This is a genomic window from Capnocytophaga sp. oral taxon 903 (assembly GCF_013394785.1).
Classification (GTDB): domain Bacteria; phylum Bacteroidota; class Bacteroidia; order Flavobacteriales; family Flavobacteriaceae; genus Capnocytophaga; species Capnocytophaga ochracea.
Genome location: NZ_JABXYW010000002.1, coordinates 2,396,564 through 2,411,752, shown reverse-complemented (window position 1 = coordinate 2,411,752; position 15,189 = coordinate 2,396,564). Strand labels below are relative to the sequence as shown.

11 protein-coding genes are annotated in these 15,189 nt (G+C 37.9%); 7 read left to right on the top strand and 4 right to left on the bottom strand.

The features are described from left to right. Nucleotides 1-282 precede the first annotated feature (282 nt). The gene (locus HW279_RS10080; protein ID WP_178958892.1) at nt 283-2,628 is read left to right on the top strand and encodes a thiamine pyrophosphate-dependent enzyme; all 2,346 of its coding nucleotides are present in this window, start codon (nt 283-285) and stop codon (nt 2,626-2,628) included. Here the strand turns inward: HW279_RS10080 and HW279_RS10075 are convergent. Further along, nucleotides 2,623-3,009, bottom strand: a complete 387-nt coding sequence (locus tag HW279_RS10075) for an RNA-binding S4 domain-containing protein (RefSeq protein ID WP_178958891.1) — start codon at nt 3,007-3,009, stop codon at nt 2,623-2,625. The genes HW279_RS10080 and HW279_RS10075 overlap by 6 nt on opposite strands. An 80-nt stretch (nt 3,010-3,089) precedes the next feature. Between HW279_RS10075 and HW279_RS10070 the strand changes: the two genes are divergently transcribed. After that, nucleotides 3,090-3,923, top strand: coding sequence for an FKBP-type peptidyl-prolyl cis-trans isomerase (locus HW279_RS10070; RefSeq protein ID WP_178958890.1), 834 nt, complete (start codon nt 3,090-3,092; stop codon nt 3,921-3,923). A 1-nt stretch (nt 3,924) separates the two neighbouring features. Beyond that, entirely contained in the window at nt 3,925-4,629 is a 705-nt protein-coding gene (locus HW279_RS10065) for a CDP-alcohol phosphatidyltransferase family protein (protein WP_178958889.1), read from the top strand. Here HW279_RS10065 and HW279_RS10060 read toward each other — a convergent pair. The 3 genes from HW279_RS10060 to HW279_RS10050 all read right to left on the bottom strand — a co-directional run bounded on the left by HW279_RS10060 (nt 4,615) and on the right by HW279_RS10050 (nt 10,027). Then, the gene (locus HW279_RS10060; protein ID WP_178958888.1) at nt 4,615-6,525 is read right to left on the bottom strand and encodes a ComEC/Rec2 family competence protein; all 1,911 of its coding nucleotides are present in this window, start codon (nt 6,523-6,525) and stop codon (nt 4,615-4,617) included. The genes HW279_RS10065 and HW279_RS10060 overlap by 15 nt on opposite strands. Beyond that, complete coding sequence (locus HW279_RS10055) at nt 6,522-7,430, bottom strand: C40 family peptidase (protein WP_178958887.1); 909 nt, start codon at nt 7,428-7,430, stop codon at nt 6,522-6,524. Before HW279_RS10055 ends, HW279_RS10060 begins: the two co-directional genes overlap by 4 nt. Before the next feature lie 65 nt (nt 7,431-7,495). After that, nucleotides 7,496-10,027, bottom strand: coding sequence for an ATP-dependent Clp protease ATP-binding subunit (locus HW279_RS10050; RefSeq protein ID WP_178958886.1), 2,532 nt, complete (start codon nt 10,025-10,027; stop codon nt 7,496-7,498). 201 nt (nt 10,028-10,228) lie between these two features. Here HW279_RS10050 and HW279_RS10045 point away from each other — a divergent pair, with 201 nt between their 5' ends. The 4 genes from HW279_RS10045 to HW279_RS10030 all read left to right on the top strand — a co-directional run bounded on the left by HW279_RS10045 (nt 10,229) and on the right by HW279_RS10030 (nt 15,181). Then, nucleotides 10,229-11,038: a M48 family metallopeptidase gene (locus HW279_RS10045; protein WP_009410124.1), complete on the top strand. Its 810-nt coding sequence runs from the start codon at nt 10,229-10,231 to the stop codon at nt 11,036-11,038. A gap of 1,144 nt (nt 11,039-12,182) precedes the next feature. Next, nucleotides 12,183-13,133: a hypothetical protein gene (locus tag HW279_RS10040; RefSeq protein WP_178959048.1), complete on the top strand. Its 951-nt coding sequence runs from the start codon at nt 12,183-12,185 to the stop codon at nt 13,131-13,133. A gap of 51 nt (nt 13,134-13,184) precedes the next feature. Beyond that, complete coding sequence (gene murG, locus HW279_RS10035) at nt 13,185-14,267, top strand: undecaprenyldiphospho-muramoylpentapeptide beta-N-acetylglucosaminyltransferase (RefSeq protein WP_178958885.1); 1,083 nt, start codon at nt 13,185-13,187, stop codon at nt 14,265-14,267. Between the two features lie 5 nt (nt 14,268-14,272). Then, a complete protein-coding gene (locus HW279_RS10030) occupies nt 14,273-15,181 on the top strand; it encodes a hypothetical protein (RefSeq protein ID WP_009410129.1) in 909 nt (302 codons plus the stop codon). Nucleotides 15,182-15,189 lie beyond the last annotated feature (8 nt).

Genomic DNA, 15,189 nt, shown 5'->3' with positions numbered 1-15,189 from the left:
TTTCTTTCCTTTGGGAAAGGTTTTATTTTATAAAAGCTATCAGAGATTTTAAAGCAACAAAACACCTATTTGTTCAATTAAAAAAATAGTTTATCGTGATAAGAATACGCTTCATATGCAATAATTTTCCATTACTGAAATACAGCTTATAGATTGCAAAAGTAAAAATAAAAACTGTATTATGTTTGTAAATTAAAAAAAAGTAATACATTTGCCGGAGTTTTTTGTAACAAAACAAAAATGATTATGGAATAAAATAAATATTATTTTAAGATATAACCAATGAAAAAAGAAGATATTTTAGAAGACTATGGCATCGCTGTTCTCAGTAGAGAATGTAGCTTGATGGGAAAGAAAGAAGTGCTTACAGGTAAAGCAAAATTTGGTATTTTTGGTGATGGGAAAGAAGTTCCTCAAGTAGCAATGGCGAGAGCCTTTCAGTATGGGGACTTTCGGAGTGGTTATTATCGAGACCAAACCCTTATGATGGCTCTTGGGGTACATACAGTTGAAAATTTCTTTGCTGGACTGTATGCTCACGCTGATATAAAAGCAGACCCCACCAGTGCCGGACGCCAAATGGGGGGGCACTTTGCTACTCATAGTTTAGATGAAGAGGGAAATTGGAAAGATTTATTAAAACAAAAGAATAGCAGTAGCGATATATCGTGTACTGCAGGGCAAATGCCTCGTTTATTAGGTTTAGCGCAAGCCTCTAAAGTATATCGTGAGTTACCGAATGCTGAAAGTAAAGGCTTCTCAAATCGCGGTAATGAGGTAGCTTGGGGTACTATTGGTAATGCAAGCACTAGTGAAGGACACTTTTTTGAAACTCTCAATGCTGCGGGCGTAATGCAAGTACCAATGGTAATTTCGGTTTGGGACGATGAGTATGGTATTTCTGTTCCTAAAGAATATCATACTATTAAGCAAAGTATTTCTGAAGCATTAAAAGGCTTTGTACGAGACAAAAAACATAAAGGTTTTGAACTATTTGTCGTAAAAGGTTGGGATTATCCAACTTTATATGAAACTTATCAAAAAGCAAGTAAGATAGCTCGTGAACAACATATACCTATATTAATACACGTTCTTGACCTTACTCAACCCCAAGGACACTCCACATCTGGTTCACACGAGCGTTATAAAAGTCCTGAACGACTTCAATGGGAAAAAGATTTCGACTGTATTACCAAAATGCGAGAGTGGATATTAGCAGAAGGCTATGCTACGGAAGAGGACTTGCAGGCAATAGAAGAATCAGCTAAAAAGCGCGTACGCGATGGCAAGAGAAAAGCTTGGGAAGCGTATATGAGACCTATGGAAACAGAACGTAAGGAACTCTTGCAACTACTCAATAGCGTACAACCTAAAAGTACCTTTGCTACAGAATTATCTCAAGTTCCAACTCTTTCTCGTAAGACAATAATGAATGTAGCACGTAAAGCATTGCGACAGTTCTTAAAAGAGAATAAAGAAGTATCGAACTTGCGTACTTGGATAACTAACTATATAGCAACTAATGAACCTAAGTATAGCAAATACTTGTATACTGAAGGAACTCATAATGTTATGAAAATAACAGAAGTAGCTCCTATATATGAACCAGATGCTAAACTTGTTGATGCAAGACTGATCTTGCGTGAGAACTTTGATGCGTTACTAACCAAGTATCCTAATCTTTTGATATTTGGCGAAGATGTAGGTAATATAGGTGATGTAAACCAAGGATTAGAAGGTTTGCAAAAGAAACACGGTGTGACTAAAGTTTCTGATACAGGTATCCGTGAAACGACTATCGTAGGACAAGGAATAGGCTTGGCTATGCGTGGTTTGCGTCCTATTGCCGAAATTCAGTACTTAGATTATATTCTCTATGGACTACAGACCCTCAGTGACGATTTAGCAACCTTACATTATCGTACCTTTGGTCGTCAGTTGGCACCGCTCATTGTGCGCACACGTGGGCATCGTTTGGAAGGAATATGGCATGCTGGTTCTCCTATGGGGGTATTGTTGCACTCTCTTCGTGGGGTTTGTATTCTTACTCCTCGTAATATGGTGAAGGCAGCAGGATTCTACAATACACTCTTAGAAGGTAATCAACCTGCGGTAGTGGTGGAATGTCTTAATGGTTACCGTCTGAAAGAACCAATGCCTACGAATCTCACCGAGTTCAAAACGCCTATTGGAGTAGTCGAAACACTTCGTGAAGGAAAAGATATTACAGTCGTATCTTATGGCTCTACTTTGCGCATCGTGTGTGAAGTTGCCGATGAGTTAGCCTCTATGGGTATTGATATAGAGATTATAGATGCACAATCCTTGGCACCATTCGATGTGCGTCACGATATAGTGAAGAGCATACAGAAAACCAATCGACTATTAGTAGTAGACGAAGATATGCCTGGAGCTACTTCGGCATATATTTTGCAGAAGATAGTAGAAGAACAAAATGCTTATCAGTATTTGGACAGTGCGCCACAAACCTTAGCAGCAGGAGAACATCGTCCAGCGTATGCTACTGATGGTGATTATTTCTCTAAACCTAATGCCGATAGTATCATTGAGAAGATATATAGTATAATGCACGAAGCTAATCCTGAAAAATATCCAACCTTGCTATAATTCATTATCTTCTTGAAAATCGTTCAAGAGATTATCAATAGCACGGCGATCTTTTTTAGTAGGGCGACCCTCTCCTTTTTCGCGATAATAGTCTTGCGCAAGTCTTTGTATTTCGGCTTGTTCAAAAGCCTCAGGAGGCGTGTTGTCTTGGCGATAAAGGTCTACTAACTTAGCTCCCACACGGCTCTCAGGGATATCTAAAACCTCCAATTGGTAGTTGATTTGGTTCTTACGCACTATTATTTGGTCGTTTTTGTAAATTTCCCTTGAGGGTTTTGCAGTTTCACCATTCACTTTGATGTGTCCTTTTTTGCAGGCTTCAGTAGCTATATTACGTGTTTTGAAGTAACGCACACACCATAAGTACTTATCAATTCGCATTTTTTTGTATTTTAGAAAAATAATAAGTGCAAAAATAATAAATTAATTGTATCTTATACTAAGGAATAAAGAAATTTTATATGATGAATAAATTTATATTTACTATTAGTGCAATAGGTTTACTATTTGCTGTTTCGTGTAAGAAAAATGAAAACTCTAATGTAACACCTCCACGTGATGTTACAGAGGTGAGAAATGAGAATAATCAAAGTATTGAAACATTCTTAAAAACGCATACTTACACTTTTTCTGCAACAACTACTATTTCTGAAACGGTTACCTTTGCAACAACCTCTAATACTACAGCGTCTATCTTCAATGATAGTAAGCTAAAACGATTGGAATTAGATGTCTATGATGCTAATAATGCTCTTGTACGTCATACGCTTTACTATCTTATTTTGCAAGAGGGGACAGGAACTACCACTACTATTGCTGATTCAGTATATGTGAATTATAAAGGACAATTATTAGATTTAAGTGTATTTGATGAAACAACAACACAATCTACTTCTAATTGGATGGATCTCATAGGTAATATTGTTACCAACAAGCCTTCAGGTACTATTAGAGGTTTTAGGGAGGGGGTTGCTCAACTAAAAGCATCAGCTAGAGGGCTTACAAACAATAGTGATGGTACTCTAAATGCTCCTACTGATGGAGGAGTTGGAGTTTTCTTTATTCCTTCAGGTTTAGGCTATTTCAATAACAGTCAAGCTAAAATACCAGCCTATTCACCTTTAATTTTTACAGTAAGACTTATTGCTACACGTCGTGCCGACCACGATCACGATGGTAAACCTTCTATAAATGAGATTGTGCGTAATGAATATGGCGTGGTAACTTATCCAGATTGTGATGCTAACAAAGATATTTCATATCTTCCAGATTATTTAGATGCCGATTGTAAGTAGAATGAAGAAGTATGTCCCTAATCTTATCACTTTATCCAATCTCCTTTGCGGAACTGTAGCAATTGTCTTTGCCGTAAGAGGAACGATTGATTGGGCTGCTTTGTTTGTGGCAATAGGTATCTTCCTCGATTTTTTTGATGGTTTCTTTGCTCGTTTGCTACACGTAAAATCCGAAATGGGCTTACAGTTAGATTCCTTAGCCGATATGGTTACTTCTGGAGTAGTTCCTGGCATTGTGATGTTTCAGCTGTTGAGTAATAGTACTTATGTATTACAAACTGAGGGGACTTTTGCTATGTTGTTGCCTTATGTTGGTTTCTTTATTACTTTAGCTTCTGCCTATCGATTGGCGAATTTTAATATAGATACACGGCAGACATCAGGCTTTATAGGGCTTCCTACCCCAGCTAATACAATGTTTATTCTTTCTTTGCCTCTTATATTACAATATCAGCCTACTGAATTATTCAATAGTTTATTGCATAATATGTGGGTCTTGTTAGGGATTACTTTGTTGAGTGCTTACTTGTTGAATGCTGAAATAGCACTCTTTGCGTTGAAGTTTAGCGATTATTCTTTTAAGAATAATGCGTTGAAATATATATTCTTAGCGCTTTGCATCATTTTACTTCTAAGTTTAAAGATAATCGCTATTCCGCTAATTATTTTATTGTACATTATTCTTTCCTTACTACCTAAGCGATAAATCTTGCTTCATTCTATCCAAATTGATTTTAGGTTTCTGTAAGAAGATAACACTATCAATAACTATTTGCTTGGATTTTGGGTATATCCCTAAACTATCCATTAGCAAGTAGTTTTTTTGTTTGAAGCGTAGTATATAAGGCATTTTCTTAAGCTCAATATTACTGACACCTTTATTTTTTATGTAGTTCATTACTACAGGATCAGGAGAAATTGTATCTGTTTGATAGATACTTAGTTTATCACCTTGTCTAATGGCGATTACTTTCTGTTTATATTTGCTGAAAACTAGCATTTCTTCAGTAGTTTCTAATTGATATTTGTAATAGAAAAGTACCCCTTGAAATAAAATAACAGATAAGAGAAGTGCTACCAATACTTTGTATTTCCTATAATGTACAAAAACAATGAGAATGGACACCGTCAATAAGGAAGAAAGAAGTAGGGGAGTAGTAAAAGATATGTTGCGTATGATAAACATTTCTTGATGAGCTATAAATGCCACCAAAGAGTTCATCAAAGCGATTAATTTTTCTAAGATAAAGACCATTGCGTAAGGTAAAATTCCCAAACTTCCCAAACATAAAGCAATAATACCTCCTATGAGTATAGGTTGCAATAAAGGTACCACTACCAAGTTAGAAACGAAAAACAATATAGGAAACTGGTGAAAATAGTACAAACTGATAGGTAAAACTACTATTTGAGCAGATAATCCTACTAAAAATAGTGACCATATCCATTGTAGGAATTTATTCTCAGGTTGCCACCATTTGCGCATCACAGGATAGAATTTCATTATAGAAAATACCGCTGCATAACTCAACTGAAAGCCTACATCATACAAATAGTAAGGATTGATAAGCAACAGAAATAACATTGAGAGCATTAACGCATCAAACCTGCCTTGTTTCCTACGTATAAGAGTACTCAATCCTACAAAGCTGAACATTACAGTAGCCCTCAGTACCGAAGGAGAGGTGCCTGCTATGAAAGCAAAAGCCCATAAGCCTGCTAATAGTATAAAGTATCGCAGTGGACGATAAAAACCTAAATTAGGCATCTTTTGCAGTAGTAAAAGGAGTATAGCAGTAATAATCCCTACGTGTAATCCCGAAATAGCTAAGATATGCACCGCTCCCGCATCAACATAATGTTGATAGACTTCGTTATCTAAATCAGTGCGTTTTCCTAAGAGTAGTGTTTTTAACAGAGCAGAAGACTCTTGATTAAAATGTTTGTCTATTACAATAGCTAAATGAGAGCGTGTTCTCGCAATACTCCCCATAAAACCTGTTGTATTATTTTTAACAACAGAAAAAGCAACTACTTCTGTTCGCCCATATACACCTTTTTGCTCCATATACCGTTTATAGTTGAATTGATATGGATTTTTAGGAGGAGATATAGGAGTATATTTACCTACAAAAACCAATCTATCCGTTGGAACTAATGTTCTTACATCATCGGTAATTGTTTTAGAAGGGAAAAAGCACAGAATTTTTCCTTCTGTACTTGTATGGTTAGCCGTTAAGAGCTCGGCTTTAAAGGTAGTACCGTAATCTGTTTGTGAAGTTTGCTCTATTATGTCAGCTTCTAAAGTGTAATACTCATTGGCATTTAGTTTTTGTGTGTAATGTTTAGAGTTATAGGTGGGGGTATGAAGGATCGTTATCAGTATACCCACTGCTACGGAAGTGAGACCTACGTGTATTACAATTCCGTGACGAAAAGCATATCGTTTGGTAGCTAAAAACTGATGTATTGCCAAAGTGAGCAGTAAGCATATACAACTACTTATTGCAAATAAAAAAGAGGGAGCTATTACATCAGTAATAGCAATCCCTCCTATGAGTCCTAATAAGATAGTTAATATGGGAGTATTTACAAATCTCACATTACACGTTTTGCCATACGAAATGTTTTCTTGTAATATTCATCACTTAATGAAGAAATCACAACTCCTCTTTTAGAGGAAGAGTGTATGAATTTAATATCTCCATCTATATCTACTACCATACCTACGTGTGATATTCTGCTTTTCCTAGTCGTTCTGAAGAAAAGTAAATCGCCTACTTTTACATCTTCCAAGTCAATTTTAGTTCCTTGTGTAGCCATTTCTTGTGAGGAGCGAGATAATGGTACTGAAATAGATTTGAAAGTAGTACTTACAAAACCAGAACAATCCATACCATTACGGGTAACACCTCCGTGTCTGTAAGGAGTTCCTAAATATGAGAAAGCTGTATCTAATAATACTTTCTGTTGTTTGGTATCTGCTTTACTTTTAGAGAGTGCAGTAAGCGCTATATCGGTAGTTTCATAGCTTTCAGGTTCCTCAAATAGTTCTTCGTCTTCTAAGTCGTCTTCCAATTCAGTGTCTGCGAGAGTATTTTCAGCGTATTGTTTTAGGGCTTTATTACCGGTGTGTTTTTTAGGAGCATATCTCTTACTCTTAGCAACAGCTATATCTGCTTTTACAGGCTTTTTCTTTTTATCAGTTATAGCTATAGCTCTCTTAACAGGAGCTTTTTTTACAGACTTTTTAGCAGAATGATGAGCTACACTGCGTTTAGGAGGTAACTTATGACGTTTTTTAGCTGTTGAAGCCACTCTGGTGGTAGCTTTTTTCCCTTTCTTGCGAGGAGAAAATGTTTTCTTTTTAGGCTTGCTCTTATTTTCCATAGCCTTTGTGGTAGCTGTATTTACAACTACACTCTTTTCGGTATTCTTTACTGCCTCTGAAAAGGAAGATAAGCTGAGTAGTAGTGTAAATAAACCTAAAATTCTTAATACGTACATAGTAATTTGAGCGTTTAAATTCTGAACTTTGAGGGAACGCCTAAAAGTTCAAAAGGTTGATGTTATTAAATAAGTTCTTTTTGCGTTATTATGAGGTTTTCTCCTTTCTCATCTAAATCAAAGTGAATGCTATCGCCTTCGTGCACTTGGTTAGATACTATTTCTTCGGCTAATATGTCTTCTACATATTTCTGAATAGCGCGTTTCAAAGGTCGAGCACCATATTGTTTGTCATAGCCTTTATCTGCAATGAATTCTTTTGCTTTCTGGCTGAGTTGTACTCCATAGCCTAAATCGTTGATACGTGAGTACAGTTTAGAAAGCTCAATATCGATAATTTTAAAGATATCTTCTTTGCTAAGAGGATTGAAAGTAATCACATCGTCAATACGGTTTAGAAACTCAGGAGCAAATACCTTTTTCAAAGCATTTTCGACAATAGATTTCTCATTAGCTTCAGATTGGGCTATTCTTGCTGAAGTGCCAAAACCAACACCTTGCCCAAAATCTTTTACTTGACGAGCTCCTATATTAGAGGTCATAATGATGATAGTATTTCTAAAATCAATCTTTCGTCCTAAACTATCAGTTAAGAAACCATCGTCAAGCACTTGTAAAAGCATATTGAAAACATCGGGGTGTGCTTTTTCTATCTCATCTAAAAGCACTACAGAATAAGGTTTGCGACGTATTTTCTCGGTGAGCTGACCGCCTTCTTCATAACCTACATACCCTGGAGGAGCTCCTATGAGACGAGAAACTGAGAACTTCTCCATATACTCACTCATATCAATGCGTACCATTGTTTCTTCTGAATCGAAAAGTTCTTTGGCAAGCACTTTAGCGAGTTGTGTTTTTCCAACTCCTGTTTGTCCTAAGAAGATGAAAGAACCTATAGGTTTATTTGGGTCTTTTAAGCCCGTACGATTGCGTTTGATAGATTTCACTACCTTTTCTACCGCTTCATCTTGACCAATGATTTTGGATTTCATTATCTCGGATAATCCTGAGAGTTTGCTCATTTCAGTTTGAGCAATTCTGTTTACAGGTACGCCACACATCATTGAGACTACATCGGCAATATGGTCGGCGGTTACTACATCACGGTGTTGTTTAGATTCTTCGTCCCATTTCTTATTCATTTCGACTAATGAATTTTCGATAATTTTCTCGTTATCGCGCAAACGGGCAGCTTCTTCAAACTGCTGACGTGAAACAGCTCTGTTTTTGGCTTGAGTAGCTTGTTCTAAACGTTCTTCCAATTCCACGATATATTGTGGAACTTTTACTTGCATAATATGTATTCTTGCACCAGCTTCGTCTAAGGCATCAAGAGCTTTATCGGGCAAATAACGGTCGGTAAGATAACGATTGGTGAGCTTTACACAAGCCTCGATAGCCTCATCGGTATAGGTTACGTTGTGATGTTCTTCGTATTTTCCTTTTATATTACGAAGGATTTGTATGGTTTCATCTACACTTGTTGGTTCGATGATTACTTTTTGGAAACGGCGTTCTAAGGCGCCATCTTTTTCAATAGATTGGCGATATTCATCTAAGGTAGTAGCTCCAATACATTGTATTTCACCACGTGCTAAGGCAGGTTTAAACATATTAGAGGCATCTAAGCTACCTGAGGCACCACCAGCTCCCACTAAGGTGTGAATTTCATCAATAAAAAGAATGATATCTTTATTCTTTTCGAGTTCACTCATTATGGCTTTAAGGCGTTCTTCAAATTGTCCGCGATATTTAGTTCCAGCCACTAAGGAAGCTAAATCGAGTGTTACCACACGTTTGTTATACAATACTCGTGCCACTTTTTTCTGAATAATGCGTAAAGCTAATCCTTCGGCGATGGCGCTTTTACCAACACCAGGTTCACCGATGAGTATTGGGTTATTCTTCTTACGGCGGCTCAATATTTGGGATACGCGTTCTATTTCCTTCTCGCGACCTACTACAGGGTCTAAACTACCTTGTTCGGCTAAAGCAGTTAAATCTCTACCAAAATTATCTAACACAGTGAGTTTTCGTTGCCCATATTGCCCCCCTTGATTGGGTTGCTGACCTTTGTAACCCGATTTGTTTTCGTGAGGTAAACTATAGTCTCGGTCGTATTCATCAACTTCATCGGTGGGTGATGAGACTTGATAATTATCGTCGCGTATGGGTTGGAATTTATCTCTTGCTACTTCATAATTTACACCTAGCTTGTTGAAAACTTTAGTAGTAGGGTCGTTTTCGTTACGCAAAATGCTTAGTAATAGATGAGCTGTATTAATCATATCATTCTGAGAACGTTTTGCTTCTAAGTAAGTAGCCTGCATTGCTCTTTCGGCTTGTACGGTGAAATGAACGGCATTGAAGTTAGGAGGGTTGAGACCACGTGCAGAAGTGAGCGTGTGGATGTTTTGGCGCAGTCTTTCCATATCGATATTTAAACTGTGCATTAAATCAATTGCACTACCTTCACCTTCTTGCAATATGGCTAACACAAAGTGCTCAGTGCCTACCGTAGATTGCCCTAAGCGAATGGCTTCTTCTTTGCTATATGTGAATATCCTTTTAACTCTTGGTGAAAAGTTATCGTTCATAAAATCTCCTCTTGTTTTGTATTAAATAGTTGGGTAGTAACAAAAACTATTCCATTTCTCCCTATCAGGAAAAAAGGCAGTCTTCTACACTGCGGGCAAAGGTACGAAAAAAAATATTAATACGAAATAAAAATATAAAAATATTTTGTTTTAACCATAGAAAAGCATAAATTTGCGCCATTATTATTAAAAGAATTTCAAATGAAAAATTTTATCTTAATTGCAATGTCTATAGGGCTATTTTCTATGGGACAAGCTCAAAAAATTAATTTAGGGAAAGCCGCAAGTGCTGTTACAAAAGGAGCACAAGCTTTATCATTTACTAATGAAGATGCTAAAAGGCTTTCAAAGGAATCAGTAGACTGGATGGATGCTCATAATCCGGTAGCAGGCAAAAACAGTCCGTATACTAAACGCTTGAATCGTGTGTTTGGGAAACACCAAAATGAGGACGGTTTGAAGCTCAATTACAAAGTGTATCTGGTAACCGATATCAATGCGTTTGCTTGTGCTGATGGGAGTGTACGTGTGTTTTCATCGTTGATGGATTTGATGACTGATGATGAATTATTGGCAGTTATCGGTCACGAAATAGGTCACGTGAAGAATGAGGACACTAAAGATGCTATCAAATCTGCTTATATGCGTGCTGCTGCACAAGATGCTGCAAGCTCGGCTTCGGGGGTTGTAAGAAAACTAAGCGACACTGAATTGGGTGAAATGGCTAATGCTATCCTTGATGCTAAACACAGCAAAAAACAAGAATCACAAGCCGATGAATATTCTTACAATTTTATGAAGAAACACGGTTATAATGTGGTGGCTGTTTATACAGCATTTAAGAAATTGGCTTTGCTTTCAGGTGGAGCAACCCAAAGTAAATTCCAAAAGATGATGAGTTCACACCCTGATAGCGAGAAACGTGCTGAAGCGGCTAAAAAAAGAGCTATCAAAGATGGGCTTTGGAAAGACCCAGGAGAAGTTACCTTGCCTAAAACGCCTATCAAATAAACTGTTTTATCAGTAAAAAGTACGATAAAAATAAGAATATCTCCAAAAAGCGAATAGCTTTTTGGAGGTTTTTTATTAGTGATTAATGATTAGTGGTTAATGGTTAATTAGGTGGGGGCTTATACAAAGCTTATAGGATAGATGAATAAAGAGTGGGTCTACAGTGGGTCTACAGTGGGTCTACAGTGGGTCTACAGTGGGTCTACAGTGGATCTACAGTGGGTCTACAGTGGGTCTACAATGGGGTCTACAGTGGGTCTACAGTGGGTCTACAGTGGGTCTACAGTGGGTCTACAGTGGGTCTACAGTGGGTCTACAGTGGGTCTACAGTGGGTCTACAGTGGGTCTATAGTGGGTCTATAGTGGGTCTATGGCGGTTTAAGAATGCCTGATGAATGAACAAAAGACAAATTAAAAATAAGGATATAATGGAGATAAGAAAGAGACTATTGGGAGCTTTCAACTTTGCCAAAAATACCAAATCAATGACGAGTGACAGTGTGGCGAAAGCCCCCGAACCCCCGAAGGGGGACAAGCTTTAAAAGAAAACCGATGCGAGGTTATAGCACGATAGGCAGAGCGAGCCGCACGGGCAGTCGTAGCACGACAGGCAGATAATGAAAAGACGAACAAAAGACGGTGCGAGTCGCACAGGCAGGTGTAATTAGCAAATTAGCAAATTTGAGAATTAACAAATGGGTGCGAGAGAATGAAATAATGTAGATATGGAGAGCTTATAGGAAAGACGAACAATGAACGAAGAAAAGACGAACAAAAGACGGTGCGAGCCGCACGGGCAGATAAACAAAAGACGAACAAAAGACGAAGAAAAGACGAAGAAAAGACGAAGAAAAGACGAACAATGAACGAAGAAAAGACGAACGAATGACGAAGGTAAGTTAGAGTTGAAATAGAGATAAAAAGAAGGTTAGTGGAAGGCTTCAAGTTTGCCAAAGCTTCAAATTTTGGTAAAATTTATAACACTAAAGCGAAGAAAGAATGGGGTAAATGCGAAAGCTGAGGGGGAAAGGGTAGATTTTGATTTTTCAGATGATTTTTTTTGAAGCAGTTTGTAATAAAAATAGTACCTTTGCACTTTCAGAATAAAATTGTTTAACAAATGAAAAGAATATTATACTTATGTATGGCAATCGTTTTTATAGCTTGCCATAAAAACAATGACGAAGTTCCCCAACCAGACCCTAATAAACCTACCCCTGATAAGCCAATTCCAGACAAACCCAAGCCTGATAATCCCAAACCTAATACCCCTACGAAAGCCTATTTGTATGGCATTACTATAGACGACAGTTGGGATAAAACCAAAGTTACTGTTCAGCAGATTGTGAGTGCTATCAAGGCGATGCCTGTAAAGCCTACGGTGCGCATTGTGATGTCCAAGGGTACAGCGATAGCTAATTACAAACCGCTTTTTTCGGCTGTTCATCAAGTAGCTTATGTGATGGCAACACCTGCCGATTCCGAAGATATGAAAAAATACACTAACGTAGATAGTTATGTAAAGAGATTTCAAGATTCGTATAAAGAACTATCGGCATATACGGATTTTTGGGAAGTGGGCAATGAAATTAACGGAGAAGGTTGGATGGGTGACGACCCTCAGTTTATTGCCGATAAAGCCTATGGTGCTTATAAGTTTATCCGCAGTAAAAATGCGAAAACAGTACTTGTGAGCTACTATTTTAAACCAGGTGACCAAAAGGTGACGATGGAGGATTGGCTAAAAAGATATATTCCCGAAGATATGAAAAAGCAGTTGGATTACCTGTTAGTAAGCTATTACGAAGATGATAACGGCAATTATCAGCCTAATTGGCAAGAGGTATTTAACAATTTAGAGTCTATTTTTCCGAAGGTTAAATTAGGCATAGGAGAGTGTGGCAACAACGATTATAAGAAGTACTCTGTACAGAGTAAAGTGCAAAGAGCTGAGCACTATTATGCGATGCCTAAATATGTAAAGAACTACGTGGGCGGTTATTTTTGGTGGTATTGGGTGCAGGACTGTGTGCCTCATCAAAACAGTGAAGTTTTTAAGGCTATCAACAGCAGTATTAAGCAAACGCTTAAATAATATTGCTTTTTGTGAAGATTTGCGTACTTTTGCACCAAATTAGAACGAGAAATGAAAAAGTTTATCATATCAGGAGGAGGTACAGGCGGGCATATTTTTCCTGCTATCGCTATTGCCGATGAATTGAAAAGACGTATTCCAGATGCCGACATTCTGTTTGTGGGCGCCAAAGACCGTATGGAGATGCAAAAGGTACCACAGGCGGGTTATCCTATTGAAGGGCTTTGGATTTCGGGCATTCAGCGTAAAATTACCTTGCAGAACCTGCTATTCCCCTTAAAATTCATCAGTAGCTTGCTGAAATCTCGGAGCATTATCAAGCGTTTTAAACCCGATGCCGTGATAGGTACCGGAGGTTTTGCCAGCGGTGCTGTGGTGAAGGTAGCAGGCGGAATGGGTATTCCTACTTTCATTCAAGAACAGAATTCGTATGCGGGTATTACCAACAAAATGCTTTCCAAAAAGGCAAAAAAAATATGTGTGGCTTACGATGCAATGGAACAGTTCTTCCCCAAAGAGAAAATCGTAAAAACAGGTAATCCTATTCGCGATGGGCTTTTGGATATAGCAAAGCACCGCACAGAAGGACTCACATATTTTCAGCTAAACTCTGAGCAAAAAACGTTATTGGTATTAGGGGGTAGTTTGGGTGCCAGACGCATCAATCAGCTGGTAGAAGAGCAGTTGCCTTTATTTGAAAAACTTGGGGTGCAAGTGTTATGGCAGTGTGGTAAACTGTATTATGAAGAGTACAAGAAATATGAAAGCGAGCGAGTGAAAGTTTTGGCTTTTATTGACAAAATGGAGTTGGCTTATGCTGTTGCCGACGTAATTATCTCTCGCGCAGGAGCTAGCTCGGTGAGCGAATTGTGTGTAGTGGGGAAACCAGTGATATTTATTCCTTCGCCTAATGTGGCAGAAGACCACCAGACCAAAAATGCACGAGCTATTGAGCAAAAACAGGCTGCTATTTTGATACGCGAAACAGATTTAGGCACTACTTTTGCTACTACTTTTACCGAACTCATAAACGATGAGGCAAAACAGCAGAGCCTGTCGCAACACATTAAGACGTTGGCTTTGCCTAATGCTACTGAGGAAATAGTAAATATTATCTTAGAAAATAAGAATTAGAACAGATGAAGAGACTTTTTACATTTATAGCGCTAGGGTGTGCCGCATTTACTTTTGCGCAAAACCAATTGGGAAAACAGTTTTTTATAGATACTAAAAGCGATGAATTTAAAAGAGGCATCGTGGAAGTGAAGGAATACGTAAATTACGACGCATATTTGCAGTTACAAAGAAACCTTAAATCGGGCAATTCGGCAGGTATTAATAGCGATATGATTCGCCAAGCGTATATGACACGAAAGGTAGTTCTGCCGAAAGGGAATTACGTTATTGACAACGATGAACAGCGCTTTGAATTCGAGATAGGCAACAACGGGCAGTTTGTAGGTGAAGGGCAGTTTGAAAACAAGGAAAAAAACCTAAAATCTACCTATATCTTCGCCAATGGGAAGCTCTCGGAAATACACATATTCAATACCGAAGGTAGATTGCGCAAGAAAAACATCTTCAAAGGGAACATTATTGAAGGACACGTGTTTGACCACGCTGGTAAGCTCGCCCAAAAGATAGAAATACACACCAACTTGAAGGAAGGAGCCGACCAGGTAGTTACTACTTACCACAAGAATGGTAACCCCAGCAAAGAAGTGAATACAATCAAGAGTACTACAAAGGAATTTTACCAAAACGGGAAGCTGAAATTAGACCAAGTGGATAGCAAAATCACTACTAAATATGACCCAACTGGGAAAATTACAGAAAAATGGTATGTTACTGAAAACGGCAATTGTCGTGAAACTTATGACAAAGGAGTAATTAGCCAAAAAACTTGTGAAGACCGCAGTACAAAAGAGACTACTGTTTCCATCTACAAGAATGGAAAATTAGACAATTACACTGTAACTGATACTAAGAAAAAGGAAGTTCGCAAATACGATGCTTCAAAAAAGCTAATAGAAACTAAAAAATTATGAGGTAATTG